Below are 20,187 nucleotides of genomic sequence, written 5' to 3'. Positions count from 1 at the left end.
TCGCGGATCAGGAAAACGCGTCTGGCATCGATGCCTTTTTAGCCGCGACGTAGGCGCGCAAATTCGCTTCGATTTCGGGATCAAGTGCCGGCTGTTGGTAAGTATCCAGCATCTTTTTGACACGCGCAGTTGCGAGCGTTTGGGTGTCTCGTGCGCCTTCTTCATCCCACGTCTCGAACGGTTTATAGTCCAAAAGATCGGACCGCCAGAACGCGTCCTTGAAGTTGGCTTGCGTGTGTTCACAACCAAGGTAGTGACCACCCGGCCCCACTTCAGCGATGGCTCCCATGGCTTGGCCGTTATCTGACATATCCACGCCCTTCGCAAAGTGATGCAAAGTGCCCAGCTGATCTGCATCCATCACGAACTTTTCGAATGACGCAACAAGTCCGCCTTCCAACCAACCGCAAGAGTGCAGCATGAAGTTCACCCCAGACAACAAGCCCATTTGCAGGCTGTTTGCTGTCTCGTAAGCCGCCTGCGCATCCGGCAATTTCGATCCGCAGAACGATCCCGCTGACCGGTATGGCAGTCCTAAACGCCGTGCCAATTGCCCGGCCCCATATGTGATATGTGACGCCTCCGGTGTTCCGAATGTCGGTGCGCCAGAGTTCATATCAATGGATGTCACAAATGTTCCCATGATTACGGGCGCCCCCGGCCGGATAATCTGGGAATAAGCGACTCCTGCCAGTACTTCGGCCAAGACTTGCGTCAATGTACCAGCGATAGAAACCGGTGCCATCGCCCCGCCGACGATGAACGGGCTGATGATGCTGGCTTGGTTATTCTTGGCAAAAACCTCTAGCGCACCCATCATGATGCTGTCGAATGTCAGGGGCGAGTTGATGTTAATCAACGACGTCATCACTGTGTTGTTCTGAACAAAATCTTCGCCGAACAGAATGTTACACATGTCCACCGAATCTTGCGCCCGCGATGGTTCGGTGACGGACCCCATAAATGGCTTATCGCTATAGACCATATGGGCCAGCAACATATCGAGGTGGCGCTTGTTCACGGCGACATCTGTCGGTTCGCAAACCGTCCCGCCGGAATGGTGCAGCCATTTGGACATGTAGCCCAGCTTCACGAACTTTTCGAAATCGTCCATTGTGGCGTAGCGACGCCCGCCTTCGGCGTCCCGTACAAATGGAGGTCCATAAACAGGAGCCAGAACAAGGTTCTTGCCGCCGATCTCGACATTGCGTTCAGGATTGCGGGCGCATTGCGTAAATTGGCTTGGGGCTGTTGCACATAGTTTACGGGCCAAACCACGTGGAATACGCACCCGTTCGCCTTCGACTGTTGCCCCGACGGATTTCCACCGTTCAAGTGCTTCGGGATTATCTACAAAGTTCACGCCAATTTCGGCCAGTACAGTTTCAGCGTTTGCTTCGATGACGTCCAACGCTTCTTCTGTCAGTACTTCATAGTTGGGTACATTGCGTTCAATATATTTGGCAGTCTCGACGCTCACCGCAGTCCGTGCGGCGCGACGTGCGGCACCTCCGCCTCCTCTGGCGCGGCGTGTTGGGGCTGCTGGGGCTGTGGTGTCAGACATGACGGCATCCTTAAGACTTTTGTGTTGGCCCCGTGATACCCATCTGACCGTTCAATCCCTGACGTTTTTGCGTCCTATAAAGGGCAAAACCGACATTTTGGTCAGAAGACTTTAAAGCTTGCGACAAATGGCAGATGATCCGACACCTCATCTTTGAACCGCTCTCGGCCCATGTCCATTGTCCAATGCATCGGAAACAGGCGTAAAGAACCGCGCACGTAGTCTTTGGAATACGCCCGAGAAACAGCGAAACCGTCCAGCAGATTCGCCCGTCCTTTGTCCAGAATGTGACTAAAGCGGTCCTGGAGGTCCCAGCACGAAACAAAATCCATCACGTCATCACCACCGAGATGATGGAAATTGCTGACGTCTTGACCGGGAATCATGTTGAAATCGCCCATTAACAGGATGGTGTCGCGCTTGTATCCGGGAGTGTCGCGCAGATCATCAATCCACTTCCCGATGACCTTACACTGACTATCACGCAATTTTTGATCCGCTTTGTCGCGTCCGGCTTTTAGATGAACACCAATGAGAGTGGCGGCGAATTTGCCAATTTTGACATCAATCGCAACAGCCCGCCGTCCGCGGGCGTAATCCCCTTGGGACCCGTTAATCATACGCAAATGGCTGACGTCTACGCCTTTCTTGAACAGAAATCCGGTGTGCAGATTACCCGGTTGTTCGATGATCGCGACGTCGTATTCGATACCATATTGCGCGATTTTGGCGGCGAGTGCGTAGATATGACTGACCGGATTGACTTCGACCAATGTCACCAGTTCCGCATCAAGTAGCGCCAAGCCTAAGGCTTGTTGTTTCATTCGTGGTTCTTTGATCCCGCCAAACCCCGCGAGGTTCCAGACTGCGACGCGTGCCAACGCATGTTGAAAGACTTGCATGGGTTCATCCTCCGTTGGGGCAATCATACCCGAAAATACTTTGGTCGTTAGTCAGGGTTTCCACACTGCCCCTTGCGCAAAGGCCCGCGTGGTTTTACGAGACGATCATGGAAAATATGCATCATGAACGCCTGCTGATCATTGATTTCGGTAGCCAAGTCACCCAGCTGATTGCCCGCCGCCTCCGCGAGCTGAATGTCTACTGCGAAATCCACCCTTACCAGAACGTCGATGATGCGTTTTTGGCCGCATTCGGGCCAAAGGCTGTGATCTTATCCGGCGGACCGGATTCAGTAACCCGCGAAGGATCACCGCGCGCACCGGAAAGCCTCTGGGGCATGGGTCTGCCTGTTCTTGGGATTTGCTACGGTCAGCAAACGATGATGACGCAGTTGGGCGGCAAAGTCGAAAGCGGTCATGGCACGGCCGAATTCGGACGCGCCTTTGTGACGCCCGAAGGTAAACTATCGTTGTTGGACGGTTGGTTTGCAGCTGACAAAGAACAAGTTTGGATGAGCCATGGCGATCATGTCTCTGAAATTGCGCCCGGATTTGCGGTTTATGGCACTTCGCCAAATGCACCGTTCGCGGTAACGGCAGATGTGGCCCGCAATTTCTATGCGGTCCAGTTCCACCCCGAAGTTCACCACACACCAAATGGCGCCAAGTTGTATGAAAACTTCGTACGTATTGCCGGTTTTACGGGCGATTGGACAATGGGTGCGTACCGCGAACAGGCTATTGCTGCGATCCGCGAACAGGTTGGCGACAAGCAGGTGATCTGCGGTTTGTCCGGTGGCGTCGATTCGTCTGTGGCTGCCGTATTGATCCACGAAGCGATCGGTGATCAATTGACCTGTGTGTTCGTTGACCACGGATTGCTACGCCAAGGTGAGGCTGAAGAAGTCGTCACCATGTTCCGTGACCACTACAATATGCCGTTGATCCATGCCGACGAGCAGGAATTGTTCTTGGGCGAGCTTGACGGTCAATCAGACCCCGAAACCAAGCGCAAGATTATCGGCAAGCTGTTCATTGACGTATTCCAGAAGTACGCAAATGGTATCGAAGGCGCAGAGTTCCTGGCGCAGGGTACATTGTACCCAGATGTGATTGAATCCGTTTCGTTTTCTGGTGGCCCGTCAGTTACCATCAAGAGCCACCACAACGTTGGCGGCCTGCCCGAAAAGATGGGCCTGAAACTGGTCGAACCACTGCGCGAATTGTTCAAAGACGAAGTGCGGGCACTGGGTCGTGAGCTTGGTTTGCCTGCGTCGTTTATCGGTCGGCACCCGTTCCCAGGACCGGGTCTTGCGATCCGCTGTCCCGGTGAGATTACCCGCGAAAAACTCGAAATTCTCCGCAAGGCAGATGCCGTGTACATCGATCAAATCCGTAAGCACGGTTTGTACGACGATATCTGGCAGGCGTTTGTCGCGATCCTGCCTGTGCGTACCGTCGGTGTGATGGGTGATGGCCGGACTTACGATTTCGCCTGTGCGCTTCGTGCCGTGACATCTGTGGATGGGATGACAGCCGATTACTATCCGTTCAGTCATGAATTCTTGGGTGAAACCGCAACGCGGATCATCAACGAAGTCCAAGGCATCAACCGTGTGACTTACGACATTACATCGAAACCTCCGGGAACGATTGAGTGGGAATAATCAGGTACTTACAGTCCGATCTTCATCCCTTATAGGCGCGGAGCAACAGCTCTGCGCCGAATTCACCAGCGGCGCAATCCTGCAAAGTTGTGGCCGCTTGGCCCCGCATAAACCACGCGTTACGACCGTCCAATCCAATCGCCACCTGCGGTCCGACACGAAGCGGATCACGCCCCCAATGGGTGCCGGTGAAAGGTTCCGCGTTAAACCAATCGGTCAAAGAGGCACCTTGTTGCCCTGCCCGCGTCATCAAAAAACCAGCGATACATTCGACCTGACTGGCAACATACCCACGTAGGGTCGGCTCTTCGGCTCGGCGTGCTCTGATCTCGCGAAGCGCTGTGTCTGCAATCCCGTGTTGGACCTGTACCGCGTGCCCGAGTACGTGGGCGACTAAATAGGGCGCTTCCGGCCGCGACGCTGCGGCTTCGCTTAGCAAAACAAGGTTGCGGGTCGTACAATATGCGACGTCTTGGTTCACGTGACTATCTGCGCCACATGCGCCTTCGATGCGCGCGACACGTTCTAGCCGCGGCATTCGGTCAAAAGCATTCGCCGCAGCCTGCATCACGTTGTCCACCGCATCTGCCGACGCGGCAGTTCCGAACATCAAAATTGGTAGCAACCATCGCAACATCTGACGTTTCCTTTTGCTTTACTTGAGATACCGTAGCGGTGTTCGGGGACAAAGGTCCACGCAGTCGTGTGAAGGATTATCAGACATGTCACCCACGCTCCGCGCCGCATTTTGGATGATCGGGTCCATCGTGTCGTTCACTTTGATGGCCGTCGCTGGCCGTGAAGTCAGCAATAGCTTGGATACGTTTGAGATCATGTTCTTCCGCAGCCTGACCGGTCTGTGCATCATGTTCGTCGTGATCACGGCAACGGGCGCTTGGTCAAACATCACCACCAAACACTGGAAGCTGCACGGCGTTCGGAACCTCGCCCATTTTACCGGACAAAACCTGTGGTTCTATGCCATCACAGTCCTACCGCTGGCCCAAGTCTTCGCGTTTGAATTCACCACACCAATCTGGGTGATTCTCCTGTCGCCGCTTCTTCTCGGCGAACGAATCACACGTGTTGGGATCGCTGCAGCGGTATTAGGCTTTTTTGGCGTTTTGATCGTCGCCCGTCCCGACCCAACGGAAATAAGTCCAGGTTTGGTGGCCGCCGCAAGTTGCGCGATTGCATTTGCGCTGACGGCGATCCTCACGCGAAAGCTGACCCAAACCGAAACCATTGCGACAATTCTGTTTTACCTGACGGTCACACAATTGGTGTTTGGCCTGATCAGCGCAGGCTTCGATGGAGACATCGCAATCCCGAGAGGAATCGCAGTCTTTTGGGTCGTTGGGATAGGCTGCGCAGGGCTTTTGGCGCACTTCTGCCTAACAACGGCCCTATCGCTCGCGCCCGCAAACATCGTCATGCCAATCGATTTCGCGCGGCTGCCCACGATCGCGATTGTGGGCATGGTTCTGTATCGTGAAACCATCGATATCTGGGTTTTTGTCGGGGCGATCATCATTTTTGGCGCGAACTATATGAACATCACGCTGCAAAATCGAAATCGGACAGCTAGTGCTTAATTGCACCGATTTCACGGTTGGAAATCTCTGACGCGGCGTCATTAATTGACGCATGCGGCATTACGTCCCTAGGCTGACTTAGGGAGACACTTTCATGACAGGGACGGAGACATGAAGAATACACTTAAATTGACAGCGGCTTTGATGCTGACAACCACAGCAGCAACTGCCGGTGGTATTGAGCGCGGCGGCAACAACTATTCAGTATTGTTTGAGGAAGGCAACTACGTTGCTTTGTCATTCTCATCAGTACGTCCAGACGTATCTGGCGATTACCCTGCCACTTTGGGCGGCGGTTCCACAGATAACATGTCTGACGACTACACCAACTTTGGTGTGGCATTGAAATATGAGCTCAATGAACAGTTCGACGTTGGTCTATTCCTGAACCAGCCATATGGCGCAAACGCTGAATACACAGCTGGCGCTTACACTGGTCTGGCCGCCGATTGGGATAGCAACCAAGTTGCATTGGTTCTGAAGTATCAAGCAACGCCAAATATCTCAGTCTACGGTGGTGTTCGCAGCGTCGAATCCGAAGCTAACATCGCAATTCCAGATGCATTGGTCCGTGGTGGTCTTGCCGTTGCCGCTGCAGCCGGTAACGCACAAGCGGGCGCTTTGGCTGCTGGGGCCCCTGCTGGAACACTGGGTTATACTGCTGAAACAGATGCGAACCGTGAAACAAGCTATATTGTTGGTGCTGCATATGAGCGTCCAGAAATCGCACTACGCGTCGCACTGACATATGAAACAGGTTACACGCACACATTCGCTGGAACAGAATCCGTTCCAGCCGTGCCAACTGTCAGCGGCACATCTGATTTCGAAATCGAGATGCCGCAATCTGTGACACTTGATTTCCAATCCGGCGTTGCTGCCGACACATTGGTCTTCGGTTCGATCCGTTGGGCTGAATGGTCTGTTTGGGAAGTACGCCCGAATGGTTACGAAGCATTGACCGGTGGCGGTCGCGTTACTGGTATCGACGACGACGTGACAACTCTGCGTTTGGGTGTTGGTCGTAAGATCAATGATGATCTGTCAGTATTTGCACGCGTCACATACGAAGACGGCAACGGCGGCGAAGCCTCCCGCTTGTCACCAACTGACGGTTCAACCGCATTTGGGTTCGGTGGGTCGTACACTTACAACAACGTCAAATTCACTGGCGGTCTTGAGTATGTCAAATTGGGTGACGCAACGGACGCATCCGGTGTTGAATTTGCAGACAACTCTGCAATCGCAGTGGGTCTGACAGTCGGCTATCAGTTCTAAGAACACCGACGATTAGAAACAATGGCCCCGTCGCATCACGCGGCGGGGCTTTTTCGTGGGCGTTCCGCATCTTTCGGGTTGCGTAGAAAGACACGCGCTTCCCATATGTTGGCATGATCAAACAACAAACCATGTCCGCACGCGCCTGGATCGAACTTTGTCTGCTGTCGCTTATCTGGGGCGCATCGTTTCTCTCGATTCGTGTTGCGCTTGATGAAGTAGGCCCTTTGAATGCTGTGGCGCACCGCACAGTTTGGGCAATGCTGGGCTTATGGATTGTTGTCTATTTCAAAGGATTTGCAGTTCCTCGGGATCCACGCGTTTGGTTTGCATTCCTGATCATGGGGCTGTTGAACAATGTGATCCCGTTTTCATTGATGGCGTGGGGCCAGTTGCATATCGAAACTGGACTGACGTCGATCCTGAATGCCGCGACAGCCGTTTTTGGAGTGCTTGCGGCGTCGATGTTCTTTGCTGATGAGAAACTTACTCTCAGACGTGCGATTGGCGTGACTGTTGGGTTCTTTGGCGTTGCAACTGCGATTGGCTTGGACGCCTTTTTGTCCTTTGACCTTAGGTCGCTTGGCCAGCTTGCGGTTATCGGCGGCACGATCAGTTATGCCCTAGCCGGTGTTTGGGCCAAGAAACGGTTGGTTGGGCTATCACCCCATGTAGCGGCCGCAGGCATGTTAACGGGATCGAGCGTCATCATATTGCCGCTAGCGTTGATCTACGAAGGGCCGATCCGTTTTGACCTGCAACCTGTCACTTGGGCTGCAATCGGGTACTACGCCTTGATCGCCACGGCACTGGCATACCTTTTGTATTACAGGGTGTTGAAGATGGCCGGCGCCGGCAACCTGATGCTTTGTACGTTATTGGTAGCCCCAGTTGCCATCATTCTAGGTGCTATAGTTCTAGGTGAAGAACTGCCTATAAGATCCTATTTTGGCTTTGCAATTCTGGCTGCAGGCCTGATCATTCTAGATGGTCGTCTATTGCAACGCCGCAAGGACCGAACGGGCTGCCCGTAGTCCGGGGGCTTCGCCGCCTTGCCCTAGCCGTTTCATTGTTAGCTGCATGGCATCTAGCTGTGCGGACGGGTCATCAAGTACTTTCAAAAGCGCCGCAGCCATCTGATCGGGTTGACACGCCTTGCCAACAAACTCTGGCACGACCCGCGTGTCAGACACCAAGTTGACCAATGTAACTGTGTCGACCTTCAGCATCCGCCCGATAATGATCCGCGATAACCACGCCATGTCGTAACCGATAACCATAGGCGTCTGATTGGCCGCCAGTTCTAACGATACGGTGCCGGATGCCGCCAATGCGACGTCTGCCGCCCGAAATGCAGCGCGTTTCGTCGCTGTCGCTTGGGCTGGGATCAAAAGCGGGGTCACTGGCCAACTTTGCGTCAGTTCTCGCACCAATGTCGTTACCGGCGCCGCACAAGGAACCGCCACCGTCGCGTCGGGATGGGCTTGGGCCACCTGCCCCAATGTTTCGCCGAAGCGTTCGGCAAGGCGTGTCACTTCGCCCTTCCGCGACCCCGGCAAGGCGAGGATCAACGGTCCGGTGACATCGTGTTTGTCGCGAAATGCACGCGCTTCGGCATCAGTGGCAACTTGTTCCGCCACAACCGGATGCCCGACAAAATCGCAAGTCATGCCAGCGGCTTGCATCAGCGGCGGTTCAAACGGAAATAAAGCGAGAACATGGTCAATGTGATGGGCCATCTTGGCCGCACGGCCGGACCGCCACGCCCACACAGTCGGTGCCACGTAATGGATCGTTGGAACGTTTGTCGCCGCTTTCACAAGTTTCGCCACGCGCAGGCAAAAATCGGGGCTGTCGATGGTGATCAGGACATCGGGTTTCGTGTCGATCACAGCCTGCGCCATTTGATGAACACGTGCTTTTAAGGCTTTGTATTTCGGCAATATTTCGGCCAAGCCCATAACGCTAAGCTCTTCCATCGCGAAACGGCTTTGCAAGCCTTGCGCCTGCATCAAGTCACCGCCAACCCCGTCAAAACTGACATCCGTCAAGCTGTGCAAGCCGGCCATCAGCGCGCCGCCCAATTTATCGCCCGATACCTCGCCTGCGATGATAAAGACCTTCATGCCGCCCCCTTAGGACGCACCCAAAGAAACATACCATGTAGATCGAGCGTTTCCACAACACTTGGCAGATCAAGTACCATAACACCGCCCGCTTCGATCACGATCCCTGCAAGTCCTGCTTCTGCTGCGCCTTTTACGGTTTCGAAACCGATCACGGGCAAATCGGCACGCCGATCTTGGTCTGGCTTCGGGGCTTTGAAAAGGATGCCATCGTCGGCAGTCACGGCTTCGGGCGGCGTGCCCTTAATCTTGTCCAGTATGGGCCTAACAGCGTCCCCGACAAAATCTGTAAGTTCGTCAAAGAGGCCAGCGGGTTCATCATCGTCGCGGTATTCTTCATGAAATTTCACTAGCATCGCATCTGTGCCATCGGCGTCTTCTTTTGCCGCGACTTGCCCCATCCGAATGATGCAGGCTTGTCCGATGTCCCCTTGGCCCATGGTCGCGACAGTCGCCTGACCGACCATTGCGTCGGCTTTGTGCCAGTCAGACGGCTGAACCTCCGTGAGAACGCCTTCGGGCGGCAACAGATCAGGTGCAATGTCATGTGCGGCGACAATCGCGAAACCATGTTCTTCGAAGATCGCAATGACTTCGCGCAATGCGCCGTCATCACCTTTTGCGATAGCTGCCTGAATACGTGGCACCAATGGCATGGTCGCGGCATCGATGGCCGATGGATCAACAGGTGGCCTTTTGATCGCGCCTGCCATGCAAATTTCCGTCACACCACGCTCATGCAAAGCCTGAAGAAAGCTCCCTAAGCGTTCAATACGAAACGATATATCGACGTCGATGTTTGGGGTGAATCCTGCCAATGCACAGACCACGACAGAGTTCTGTACGCGATGCAAAATCGCAGCCGGCAAATCGCCCGTTCCTGCAATCAACGCAATCATTACTTCGGCGTCAGAAAACCACGATCGCTGGTGCCAAGGATAAAGCGGACCATATCCTGCACAAAAGCGCTGTCGCTTTCCTCTTTCAGCTTTTCGGCGCGATCGTGGAACGTGCCTTCACCATCTTTGAGCATCTGGAATGCCGCGCGTAGTGCCGTGATGTCGCCACGGGCCACGCCTTTGCGTTTCAGGCCGACAAGGTTCAACCCATCCAATTCACCGCGCTGTCCCATCACAAGCCCATGCGGGATAACGTCAGACGTGACCATCGACAAAGCGCCGATAATCGCACCTTTGCCGATCCGGACAAACTGGTGAACGCCACAAAGCCCGCCGACAATCACGTCGTCTTCGAGCACGCAGTGACCTGCAATCGCGCTGTTATTCACCACGATGACACGGTTTCCAATTTGCGCGTCATGCGCGACGTGGCAGCCCGCCATGAACAGGTTGTCATCACCGACTTGCGTCATGCCACCGCCACCAGTCGTGCCAGTATTCATGGTGACATGTTCGCGAATACGGTTCCGCGCCCCAATGCGCAATTTCGTCTTTTCGCCGTCGAACTTCAGATCCTGTGGAATCTCGCCAAGTACCGCAAACGAAAACACAGTTGTTTCATCGCCAATATGCGTATCGCCATCGACAACAACATGGCTTTTCAACGTGACACCGCGCCCAAGAACAGCGTCAGGTCCAACAACGCAAAACGGTCCAATCTCGCAATCAGGCCCAATGCTGGCACCTTCGGCGATCACAGCACTGGGATGAATACCAGCCATTAGCCTTGCATATCCATCATGGCGGTAAATTCAGCTTCAGCAGCCATTTCACCGTCAACAGTCGCCACGCCTTTGAACTTCCAGACCTTCCCGCCCGCTTTGCCACGTGTCGTTTCAATCTTCATTTCGAGAATATCGCCGGGAATAACCTTGCGGCGGAACTTACAACCATCGATGCCCATGAAGTACACCAGCAAATTGCCTTCGGTCAGGCCCATGGTCGTGCCGACCATCACGGCGGCTGTCTGCGCCATCGCCTCAACAATCGTCACACCAGGCATAATTGGTGTGCCCGGGAAATGGCCCTGAAAATGCGGTTCGTTCATCGTGACGTTCTTAATGCCAACAGCAGAAGACGTCCCGTCGATGTCACGCACCTTATCAACCAACAAAAACGGATACCGGTGCGGTAGAATAGCCTGAATCAGGTGAATATCGGCAAATGTTGGTGTCTCGGACATCGGGAACTCTTTCTTGGTCTTTTGGGCCGCACGACTTGCACCACCCACTGCTTTAGACTTGTTTACCTAGTCACTCAGATTGCGGCAAGTCGTCTTGCGGCAATGGCAGCTCTAGAGCGTCATCAGCAATAATCGGCGCCACCTCTGGCAGGCTGTCTGTTTCGTCGATCGGTCGCAAGGCTGGTCGTTCGCTTGGATCACGTGAACCGTCGCCAAGTGTCGTATCAATCAAGCTTACCGCATCTTCTGTCGCATTTGCGCTGCCAATCGCCTGAATGACGGCGCGGCGATCCATGGACACCACGGCCCCACGTTCCAACATCAACGCCAAAATGATCGGGCGAATCCGTTCGAGAAATTGCGAACGTTCCGTATCACGCAATTGGACCAACTTGGCCTGTTCGGCCTCACGGTCCAATCGGACCGCCTGTGCGCGTTCGTTGAACGCCCGCGCGTCATCACGAAACGCGGCAGGGTCCATCGTGGCCCGCGCTTCAGTCAGCGCTGTTTCTTCGGCCAGAAGTTCAGCGGCGATACGGTCATTGTCCGCCTGTACACGTGCCCGTTCTTCAGACACCATTTCAGCAATGCGCTGACCATACAGCGTTTCAACAAAAATGCGTTCAAAGTCGACGACCATGATGGGCGAAGGCAAGACGACCGTCTGATCTTGGGCCATCGCAGGCGAACCAAGGAACGCCGCGATGGTGAAAGAACAGATGCGCGCAAATCGCAGCATTAGAAGTTTGTCGAAATAGTCACGTCGAACGATTTCGTCTCGTCTTCAGTTTGTGCATCAAGTGCTTCTGTAAAGTTGAAGCGCAGCGGGCCGATTGGCGTTGTCCAGAAGATCGTCGCACCAACAACTGTCCGCGCCGTGTAGTCGTTGTAAAGAACATCAGCGTCAAAGGTATTGCCAACGTCCCAGACTGACCCGTGATCGACGAACAGACCGCCTGAAATCCCATATTCTTCTGGCAAACCAAGCGGGAATTCAGCCTCCAGACGCGCGACCGCGAATTTGTTACCGCCCAATGCGTCACCGGTATCCGCGTCACGTGGGCCGATACCGCCGGCATCAAAACCACGCATCAAACGCGAACCAAGGAAGAAACGGTCCGTCACGCGGCTGTTGTTGTTCGCGTAGTCCAAGCTGCCGCCTTCGATCGTGGCCCGCAGTGTCAGTTCTTCGCTCAGAACCTTTGTCTCCACAGCAGCCAGTGCAGTCGTCTGGATATAATCCGCGTCGCCGATCCCAAATTCCTGACCAAAGCGGAACACGAAACTTGTCAACGGATCGATCCCGCCGCGACGGCTGTCGTAGCTGTATGTGTAACCCAAGGAATTCGTGGAGATGGCGCCAGAAGCCGCCTCTTCTTGGATGACCTGACTGACGGTATCGGATACGTCCGTCAAATCTTCGTAGCTGAACGCATAGAATGTTGTCAGACGACCATTGTCGCTGACAGGGAAGTTCAACGATGGTCTTAACGTGAACCGTTCAGTATCAAAGTTTGCGTTTTCGTTGTCGGTCGTCTGGTAATCGATCCCGATCCCGGCACGCAAATCACGGCCCAAGAAGTTTGGTTCAGAGAAATCAAAGTTGAAGACACGGTTTGTCTCAGCTGTCGAGATTTGGAAATCCAAACGCTGACCGCGACCGAGGAAGTTTTGTTGTTTGTAGCTGGCCAAAAGACCGAGACCGACGTCCGTGTTAAAATTGGCACCAAAGGACAACGAACCTGTTGGCCCCTCTTCAACGTCCACGTCTACGATCACCTGACTGGCAGAAGACCCTTCGCGCGCATTCACGGTAGCGTTTTGGAAGAAACCCAAGGCGCGGATACGTTCTGCGGCTTCGCGGACTTCACGCGGGTTAAATGGATCGCCTTCAACCACGCGGAACTGGTTCCGGATCACGCGATCCAACGTCGTAGAGTTCCCTTCGATGTCGATGCGTTCGACAAAGATGCGTTCCCCACGCACAAGCGCGAATTCGACGTTCAGGCGCAGATTGCGGTCGTCGCGTGTAATGCGCGGTTCAACTTGCAAGAAGTTAATACCCATGCGCGTCGCCAAAAGCTCTAACCGCGAAATATCGCTGTCGAGCAGTTCTGGGGAATAAGTGGCGCCAGACCGCGTTTTCAATGCATCACGGAAAACGGCGGCATCGGCTTCAGGGATTGCACTGCTGACAGTCACATCACCAAATTTGAACTGCTGCCCTTCTTGAACGTTAAACGTCACAAGATATGCGTCGCGTTCACGCGTCAGGGCCACATCAACGTTCTGGACGCGGAAATCTGCGTAACCGCGCGATTGGTAGAAATCAGTCAGGACACGACGATCAACCGCAATCCGGTCCGCCGCGAAAGTATCGCGTGAAATCACACTGCGCAGGATACCCGCTTGTTTCGTTTCAAGCACACGGCGCAAGCGGCCTTCCGAATAAGTCCGGTTCCCAACGAACGAAATGCGTTCGACTTCAGTCAGGCCAGCTTCGACAACTTCGAACACCAAATCAACGCGGTTATCCGACAGCGGAATGATGCGCGGTGTCACCACGGCATTGATCCGACCTAGGCTTGCATACACTTCGGTAATAGCTGCGGTATCGGCTTCTGCTTGTGTTGGCGTATAGACGCGACGAGGTTCGGACCGGACCACCTCAAGCAACTGCGCATCGCGGACTTGGCTGTTGCCTTCAATGTTGATGCGGTTGACCGTCGGGAATTCAACAACGTCAATGACAAGCGTGTTGCCCTGCGTGCGCACATTCACTTCTGAAAACAGGCCAGATTCGCGAATACGTTGGCTGGCATCGTTCACTGTCGCCGCAGTCACCTGTTCGCCCCGCGCGATTCCCGCAAAAGTCAGAATGGTTCCGTCGGCGACCCGTTGGTTCCCGCTGATTGTCACAGCATTAAATGCAAAGTTTTGCGCAAGAGCCGGATCAGCTACGCCACTGAACGCCCCAACTAAACCAACAATCGCGACAGTCCGCATAAGTGAGTTAAAACGCCCAGAGGCGTACCGCGATTTGAGGTGCATTCGATCGTCCGCTTTGACTGTGTTTATTGCCCGAAGGCGTACCCTGTCCGAACAGGGTTGTCAAAAGCACAAAACGCACCCGTTGGGGTGCGTTCAATCATCGTCCACATCATTTGGTGAATGAATTAGCCAAGCATAATGTAGGCGCCAGCATACAGTGATCCAATCACTGTCGCGGTCGTCAAAATACGATCCCAGTTGAGTTCAACGAGAAGGGATACGCTTTTGTAGCCTTGTGCAATCGTCTGCATTGGTCACTCCTGTGCATTGCTGTGCACACTGTGACTGCGAATTAAGGCAACATCTGGGCAGCCCTGTGACCGATCAAGGGCAAAGGATCAGATCATTCAGCAATGCAAAGATCATCAGTGTCGCAATGATAGCCAGCCCACCGGACATCAGAACGCGCAATGCAAATTCGGACGGTTTCCGGCGTGTGACGGCCTCGTAGGCATGGAAAACAAGGTGCCCGCCGTCCAATACGGGAATCGGGAACAGGTTTAGAAGACCCACGGCGGCGGACAGAATGCCGATAAAGAGAACAAAACTCCCTGCCCCTTGCTGTGCCATAGAACCGGACGTTTGCGCGATTCCAACTGGACCAGACAGGTTACAGCTGGAAATTGCGCCCGTCATAAGATGCCATAATCCTGACAACGACGTTGTAATCCGCCACCACAACTGCTGGGTTCCGGATTTCAAAGCGGTCCACAGCCCGACAGAATCGCGTTCTGCTTCGAAGAAGATGCCACCGTTGATGCCGATCAAGAACCGTTGTTCGAACCCGCCTTCGGGCAACGGCAGATCGACCGCGCGTGCAGCCATGGACAACGTCAGCGTTTCGTCGCCACGCAGGACGGTCAATTCCAGCGGTTTTTCGCCTGCCGCATCCTTCGCCGCAACAAGATCACGGAACGCAATGATGGGCTCACCGTCTGCGGCAAGAATAAAATCGCCGATCCGCACACCTGCATCATCAGCGGCAGACCGTGGCGCAATGCCACTGACCAATGGTAAAATCGGGAACGGACCCTGCACCGTCATGTCGACGCCATCCCGACGGATGTCGTAATCAACTGTTGGCGATACAGGAATATCATCCAGCGTGCCCGTTGAGGCATCGTTGTCGTTCATTGGTATGCCACCGATTGCGATGATCTCGTCGCCGCGTTGCAGCTCTGATTGATAGATCGCAGGCAATTCGGGGGCTGACCCATACGTCAGCGGCGTTTTGTCCGCTCCTTGCCACATCAAATAGCCAGCGAAGATGGCAATCGCGAGAATGAAGTTAAAGATCGGACCCGCGGCAACCGTCGCAGCCCTTGCCCACAAGGGTGCACCCGTCATTGTCCGGCGCATATCAGCTTCCGAGACTGTGCCGTCCGATCCGACACTCGCGGCATTCGCATCGCCAAGAAATTTCACGTATCCGCCGAAAGGTAAGGCCGCGATTTGCCAAACGGTTCCGTGTTTATCCGTGCGCGCAAAGATAACCGGCCCAAACCCGAGGCTGAATACCTCTGCATGGATCCCAGACCAACGCCCAACGATATAATGACCGTATTCATGGATCGCGACGATTACCGAAAGCGCGATCACAAAGAAGATCAATGTCCACGCCGTGCCACCAAGGGCAGGCAAGATTTGTGTCAGGTCCAAAGGTCTACCTCAGTGTTTTTGTGATCTCGATTGCACGCACGCGCGCAAGTTGGTCTATTTCATTGACCGTATCTAATGTCATTTTGACATTTTTCAGCCCGTCGCGCGACGTCATGGTGTCCAAAGCTTTCGCCACTACCGGCGCCATGTCCATAAAACCGATATCGCCGGCGATGAAACTATCAAGTGCTTGTTCTTTAGCAGCCGTAAACGCAGCGCCCATAAGACCGCCTTCGTCCATCACGTCACGCGCGATTTGTAAGGCGGGATAACGCGCATCTTCGGGCGCTTTGAAGTTAAGCGATCCTATTGCGGCAAGGTCCAGACGTTGAACAGGTAAGTCTTTGCGCACCGGCCAATTCAGCGCGAATCCAATCGCGTGCCGCATATCGTGCGGACCGACGTGCGCCATCAGCGCCCCGTCGTTGAAACCGACAAGTGCATGGATCAAGCTTTCGGGATGGATAATCGTTTCGATCTGATCAGGACGGACGCCGAAAAACTCTTTGGTTTCGATCAGTTCCATCGCTTTGTTAAACATCGATGCGCTGTCGATCGTGATCCGTTGTCCCATGTCCCAATTCGGGTGGCTTGATGCTTCGGCCAAGGATGCGTTCGGCAAATCCTCGAGCGGCCAATCACGGAATGCACCGCCTGACGCCGTGATGATGATCCGTTCGACCGCTGCGATATCTTCGCCGATCAACGCCTGAAAGACGGCAGAATGTTCACTATCGACGGGAAGCACCGTGGCCCCGTGCTGGTTCGCGTGATCCATGAGTATGGGGCCAGCGGTCACAAGCGATTCCTTGTTCGCTAGCGCCAGCGTTTTACCTTGTTCCAATGCAGCCCAACCTGGGGCCAAGCCTGCTGCACCGACGATCGCAGACATTGTCCAATCGCACGGCCGCTTGGCCGCTTCCACGATTGCTGCACTGCCAGACGCAGCTTCGACATCGCTCCCCCATAGAAGGTTCTTCAGCTCAGTGTAACAATCCGGATCGTCAATGACTGCAACATCTGCATTTAACGCAATCGCATCTGCAGCCAGTTGCGCCACATTGCGACCACCGGTTAAGGTAACAACATCATATGCTTGTGGATCGCGCTTAATCAGGTCGAGCGTATTTTGACCAATCGATCCTGTCGCTCCAAAAACGCTGACAGTCTTCAAAAGGCCACTCCGGGAACATTGAAGACGTAAGCGACCAACAGCATAAACAACGCCGCACCGAGCAATGCATCGAACCGGTCAAACAGGCCACCGTGACCTGGGATCAGGGTCGAACTATCCTTAACCCGCATCCGCCGCTTCAGCGCGCTTTCCGCGATATCACCCATTTGGCTGGCAAAGCTGAGCACCATCGAAATCCAAACGATGGACCAGCCCGCATTGGTAAACAGTGTAAAGATGAACCCGACGACACCTGCGGCAATCCAACCTGCGGATGTCCCGCTCCATGTTTTCTTGGGGCTAATCGACGGCCAAAACTTCGGCCCGCCAAGCGTACGGCCTGCGAAATAGCCAAACACGTCCGTCGCGATCACGACAGTCATTAACCATAAAATCCAAGTGAACCCGTAATCGCCGCGAAAACTGACTAATCCCCAACCTGCGACTTGGATGCCGAGCGCGAAGAAAAAGAACGTGACCTTTTCCTTGCGCAAATAGAATGCGCCGACGCTTGGCACCACAAGAAACAACGCAAGACCAAGCCATGTTTCGTCCAGCAACTGGCCCGACATCACCGATGCAACCAATGCAGCCAACAACATACCCGACGTTGCGGATTCCGGACGGATCATCATCCACAGCTCCCAGACCATCACAGCCGTCACAAAAACGACCATCATCTGGAACCAATGCCCGCCGAGGATAACGCCGACCGCGCCGACAAATGTCATTAAGACAGCGGATGTGATCCGAACGGTCAGATCATCCCATTTTGCCGCTTGGGCAGGCGTTTCGTCCGACATCTTAGGCAGAAACCGCGCCATAACGGCGTTCGCGGCTGCCAAAATTGCCCACAACCTTACCAAATTCTTCGGCAGAAAAATCCGGCCAAAGCGTGTCGACAAATTCGTATTCCGCGTAAGCAGATTGCCACAGCAAGAAATTCGAAATCCGTGCTTCACCGCTTGTACGGATCACAAGATCCGGATCAGGCAGGAACTGCGTATCGAGGAATTTCGCAAGGGTTTCCGCATCGACATCTTTATGTGTCAACCGGCCCTGTTCGATCTCAAAGGCCATCTTCTTGGCGGCGCGCGTCACTTCATCACGACCACCGTAGTTCAGCGCAATCGTCAAATGGACACGGTCATTGTTTGACGTGAGCAATTCGAGATTATCCATCAGCGTCACGAGTTTCGCATCCAGCTTCATGCGATCACCGATGAAACGGACGCGCACGCCTTCTTCGAGCAAATCACGCGCTTCGCGTTCAATGTAACGACGGAACAGACGCATTAGACCCGAAACTTCGGTCTGGGTCCGTTTCCAGTTCTCAGTCGAAAAAGCAAAGATCGTCAGGTATTTGACGCCGATGTCTGGACAAGCATTCACGATTTCACGAACGCGTTTCGCGCCAGCGTGATGACCGAACAAACGCGGCCGATTCCGCTGTTGCGCCCAACGTCCGTTGCCATCCATGATGATCGCAACGTGGCCGGGGCCGGTTTGTTCGGGGTTCAGGTCTTTGGCCATCTTGTGGCCTCCTTCCAGTGAATGCTCGGTTTGGATCAGCTAAAGTCGACTTAAACCTGCATGATCTCTTCTTGTTTACTTTCAACCGTTTGATCAACGATCTTGATGTATTTATCGGTCAGATCTTGGACTTCTTGTTCCCAGAACTTCTGATCGTCCTCGGACATCCCGTCGGCCTTGGCTTTTTTGATCTGGTCCATACCGTCACGGCGCAGGTTCCGCACGGAAACGCGCGCGTTTTCCGCATAACCACCAGCAACTTTGCCCAGCTCGCGACGACGTTCTTCGTTCAACTCGGGAATTGGCAACATAATGATCGTGCCGTTCAGCTGTGGGTTAATACCCAAACCGCTTTCGCGGATCGCTTTTTCGACTTTACCTACAAGGCCCTTGTCCCACACGTTGATCGTCACCATCCGCGGTTCAGGCACGTTCACTGTCCCGACTTGGTTGATTGGGGTCATTGACCCGTAAGCGTCAACCATAACAGGTTCCAACATAGAGCCGGACGCGCGGCCTGTCCGCAAGGACGCAAGTTCGACGCGCAGGTTTGCAATTGCACCATCCATACGGCGGCCAAGGTCGTCGGTATCAAGTTCAAAATCGTCTGACATGTGTTCTGCTCTTACTTCTGGGGCTTCTGCCCCGCATGATTTCCGTCGCTATACGTTAAAAAACGTCATCTGTATAGGATGCAACAATCAGCACCCTATAAGAGTTACGCAAGATTTGGCCTAAAGTTGCACGTTAGTCGTGCACAACCGTCGAAGTACCCGTTCCCGCAAGGATACCGCGGAAGCCGCCCGGTTCATCCAAGCTGAAAACAACAATCGGAAGGTGGTTGTCGCGGGCAAGCGCAATTGCGGATGCGTCCATCACGCCAAGGTGCTTTTGCAGGACTTCGTCATAGCTGACTTTGTCATAGCGTTCTGCATCATCGTACTTGGCTGGATCTTTGTCGTAGACGCCATCGACCTTCGTCCCCTTAAAGATCGCTTCGCAGTTCATCTCATTGGCTCGCAGGGTCGCCGCAGTGTCTGTCGTGAAATACGGGTTGCCCGTCCCGGCCGCAAAGATGCAAACACGCTTCTTTTCGAGGTGGCGCACGGCACGGCGGCGGATGTAGGGCTCCGCCACTTCGTTCATTGTGATTGCCGAAATGACACGTGTATGGATGTTGAGTTCTTCCAAGGCTGATTGCATCGCAAGCGCGTTCATCACAGTGGCGAGCATCCCCATGTAGTCCGCAGTGGTGCGCTCCATCCCTTGGGCAGACCCCTGAAGTCCGCGGAAGATATTGCCGCCACCGATCACCATGCAAATTTCAACGCCCATGTCGTGGACAGTTTTCACTTCTTTGGCGATCCGCTGGACTGTTGGCGGATGCAGACCAAAGGCGGTGTCGCCCATCAAAGCCTCGCCCGAGATCTTCAACATCACCCGTTTGTATGTTGCTTTTTCGGTGTCCGCCATGATGTGTGCCCCTATGATCAATG

19 protein-coding genes are annotated in these 20,187 nt (G+C 54.2%); 4 read left to right on the top strand and 15 right to left on the bottom strand.

Features of this window, described 5'->3' with window-relative positions:
* Window positions 1–7 precede the first annotated feature (7 nt).
* The gene (locus K3729_10675) at window positions 8–1,564 is read right to left on the bottom strand and encodes a trimethylamine methyltransferase family protein (GenBank protein UWQ97941.1); all 1,557 of its coding nucleotides are present in this window, start codon (window positions 1,562–1,564) and stop codon (window positions 8–10) included.
* Window positions 1,565–1,665: 101 nt separating this feature from the next.
* The gene (locus K3729_10670) at window positions 1,666–2,466 is read right to left on the bottom strand and encodes a GMP synthase (GenBank protein UWQ97940.1); all 801 of its coding nucleotides are present in this window, start codon (window positions 2,464–2,466) and stop codon (window positions 1,666–1,668) included.
* Window positions 2,467–2,573: 107 nt separating this feature from the next.
* Between K3729_10670 and guaA the strand changes: the two genes are divergently transcribed.
* Window positions 2,574–4,133: a glutamine-hydrolyzing GMP synthase gene (gene guaA, locus K3729_10665; protein ID UWQ97939.1), complete on the top strand. Its 1,560-nt coding sequence runs from the start codon at window positions 2,574–2,576 to the stop codon at window positions 4,131–4,133.
* Between the two features lie 22 nt (window positions 4,134–4,155).
* Here guaA and K3729_10660 read toward each other — a convergent pair whose 3' ends face one another.
* On the bottom strand, window positions 4,156–4,770 hold the full coding sequence (locus K3729_10660) for a neutral zinc metallopeptidase (GenBank protein ID UWQ97938.1): 615 nt from the start codon (window positions 4,768–4,770) through the stop codon (window positions 4,156–4,158).
* Between the two features lie 85 nt (window positions 4,771–4,855).
* On the opposite strand from K3729_10660, the gene K3729_10655 reads away from it, so the two are divergent.
* The 3 genes from K3729_10655 to K3729_10645 all read left to right on the top strand — a co-directional run bounded on the left by K3729_10655 (window position 4,856) and on the right by K3729_10645 (window position 8,040).
* Window positions 4,856–5,728: a DMT family transporter gene (locus K3729_10655; protein UWQ97937.1), complete on the top strand. Its 873-nt coding sequence runs from the start codon at window positions 4,856–4,858 to the stop codon at window positions 5,726–5,728.
* Between the two features lie 111 nt (window positions 5,729–5,839).
* Window positions 5,840–7,006, top strand: a complete 1,167-nt coding sequence (locus K3729_10650) for an outer membrane protein transport protein (GenBank protein UWQ97936.1) — start codon at window positions 5,840–5,842, stop codon at window positions 7,004–7,006.
* A 113-nt stretch (window positions 7,007–7,119) separates the two neighbouring features.
* Window positions 7,120–8,040: a DMT family transporter gene (locus tag K3729_10645; protein ID UWQ97935.1), complete on the top strand. Its 921-nt coding sequence runs from the start codon at window positions 7,120–7,122 to the stop codon at window positions 8,038–8,040.
* Here K3729_10645 and lpxB read toward each other — a convergent pair.
* The 12 genes from lpxB to pyrH form a co-directional block, all read right to left on the bottom strand.
* Entirely contained in the window at window positions 8,002–9,132 is a 1,131-nt protein-coding gene (gene lpxB, locus K3729_10640; protein ID UWQ97934.1) for a lipid-A-disaccharide synthase, read from the bottom strand. The genes K3729_10645 and lpxB overlap by 39 nt on opposite strands.
* Window positions 9,129–10,031, bottom strand: coding sequence for a UDP-2,3-diacylglucosamine diphosphatase LpxI (gene lpxI, locus K3729_10635; protein ID UWQ97933.1), 903 nt, complete (start codon window positions 10,029–10,031; stop codon window positions 9,129–9,131). Before lpxI ends, lpxB begins: the two co-directional genes overlap by 4 nt.
* Window positions 10,031–10,813 (bottom strand): acyl-ACP--UDP-N-acetylglucosamine O-acyltransferase, encoded by a 783-nt coding sequence (gene lpxA / locus K3729_10630; GenBank protein ID UWQ97932.1) that lies wholly within the window; start codon window positions 10,811–10,813, stop codon window positions 10,031–10,033. Before lpxA ends, lpxI begins: the two co-directional genes overlap by 1 nt.
* Entirely contained in the window at window positions 10,813–11,274 is a 462-nt protein-coding gene (gene fabZ, locus K3729_10625) for a 3-hydroxyacyl-ACP dehydratase FabZ (GenBank protein ID UWQ97931.1), read from the bottom strand. The genes lpxA and fabZ overlap by 1 nt, the downstream gene beginning before the upstream one ends.
* 70 nt (window positions 11,275–11,344) lie before the next feature.
* Entirely contained in the window at window positions 11,345–12,013 is a 669-nt protein-coding gene (locus K3729_10620) for an OmpH family outer membrane protein (GenBank protein ID UWQ97930.1), read from the bottom strand.
* Window positions 12,013–14,325 (bottom strand): outer membrane protein assembly factor BamA, encoded by a 2,313-nt coding sequence (bamA, locus tag K3729_10615; protein UWQ97929.1) that lies wholly within the window; start codon window positions 14,323–14,325, stop codon window positions 12,013–12,015. Before bamA ends, K3729_10620 begins: the two co-directional genes overlap by 1 nt.
* Before the next feature lie 324 nt (window positions 14,326–14,649).
* A complete protein-coding gene (gene rseP, locus K3729_10610; GenBank protein UWQ97928.1) occupies window positions 14,650–15,984 on the bottom strand; it encodes an RIP metalloprotease RseP in 1,335 nt (444 codons plus the stop codon).
* Between the two features lie 4 nt (window positions 15,985–15,988).
* Window positions 15,989–17,158, bottom strand: coding sequence for a 1-deoxy-D-xylulose-5-phosphate reductoisomerase (gene dxr / locus K3729_10605; protein ID UWQ97927.1), 1,170 nt, complete (start codon window positions 17,156–17,158; stop codon window positions 15,989–15,991).
* Window positions 17,155–17,961, bottom strand: coding sequence for a phosphatidate cytidylyltransferase (locus tag K3729_10600; protein UWR01016.1), 807 nt, complete (start codon window positions 17,959–17,961; stop codon window positions 17,155–17,157). The genes dxr and K3729_10600 overlap by 4 nt, the downstream gene beginning before the upstream one ends.
* A 1-nt stretch (window position 17,962) precedes the next feature.
* Window positions 17,963–18,691, bottom strand: coding sequence for a di-trans,poly-cis-decaprenylcistransferase (gene uppS / locus K3729_10595; GenBank protein ID UWQ97926.1), 729 nt, complete (start codon window positions 18,689–18,691; stop codon window positions 17,963–17,965).
* Between the two features lie 50 nt (window positions 18,692–18,741).
* Window positions 18,742–19,305: a ribosome recycling factor gene (gene frr, locus K3729_10590; GenBank protein ID UWQ97925.1), complete on the bottom strand. Its 564-nt coding sequence runs from the start codon at window positions 19,303–19,305 to the stop codon at window positions 18,742–18,744.
* A 133-nt stretch (window positions 19,306–19,438) separates the two neighbouring features.
* Window positions 19,439–20,164, bottom strand: a complete 726-nt coding sequence (gene pyrH / locus K3729_10585; GenBank protein ID UWQ97924.1) for a UMP kinase — start codon at window positions 20,162–20,164, stop codon at window positions 19,439–19,441.
* Between the last annotated feature and the right edge of the window lie 23 nt (window positions 20,165–20,187).

The sequence above is a fragment of the Rhodobacteraceae bacterium S2214 genome (assembly GCA_025141675.1).
Taxonomy (GTDB): Bacteria; Pseudomonadota; Alphaproteobacteria; order Rhodobacterales; family Rhodobacteraceae; genus Yoonia.
This window is presented reverse-complemented; position numbering and strand designations above follow the sequence as displayed.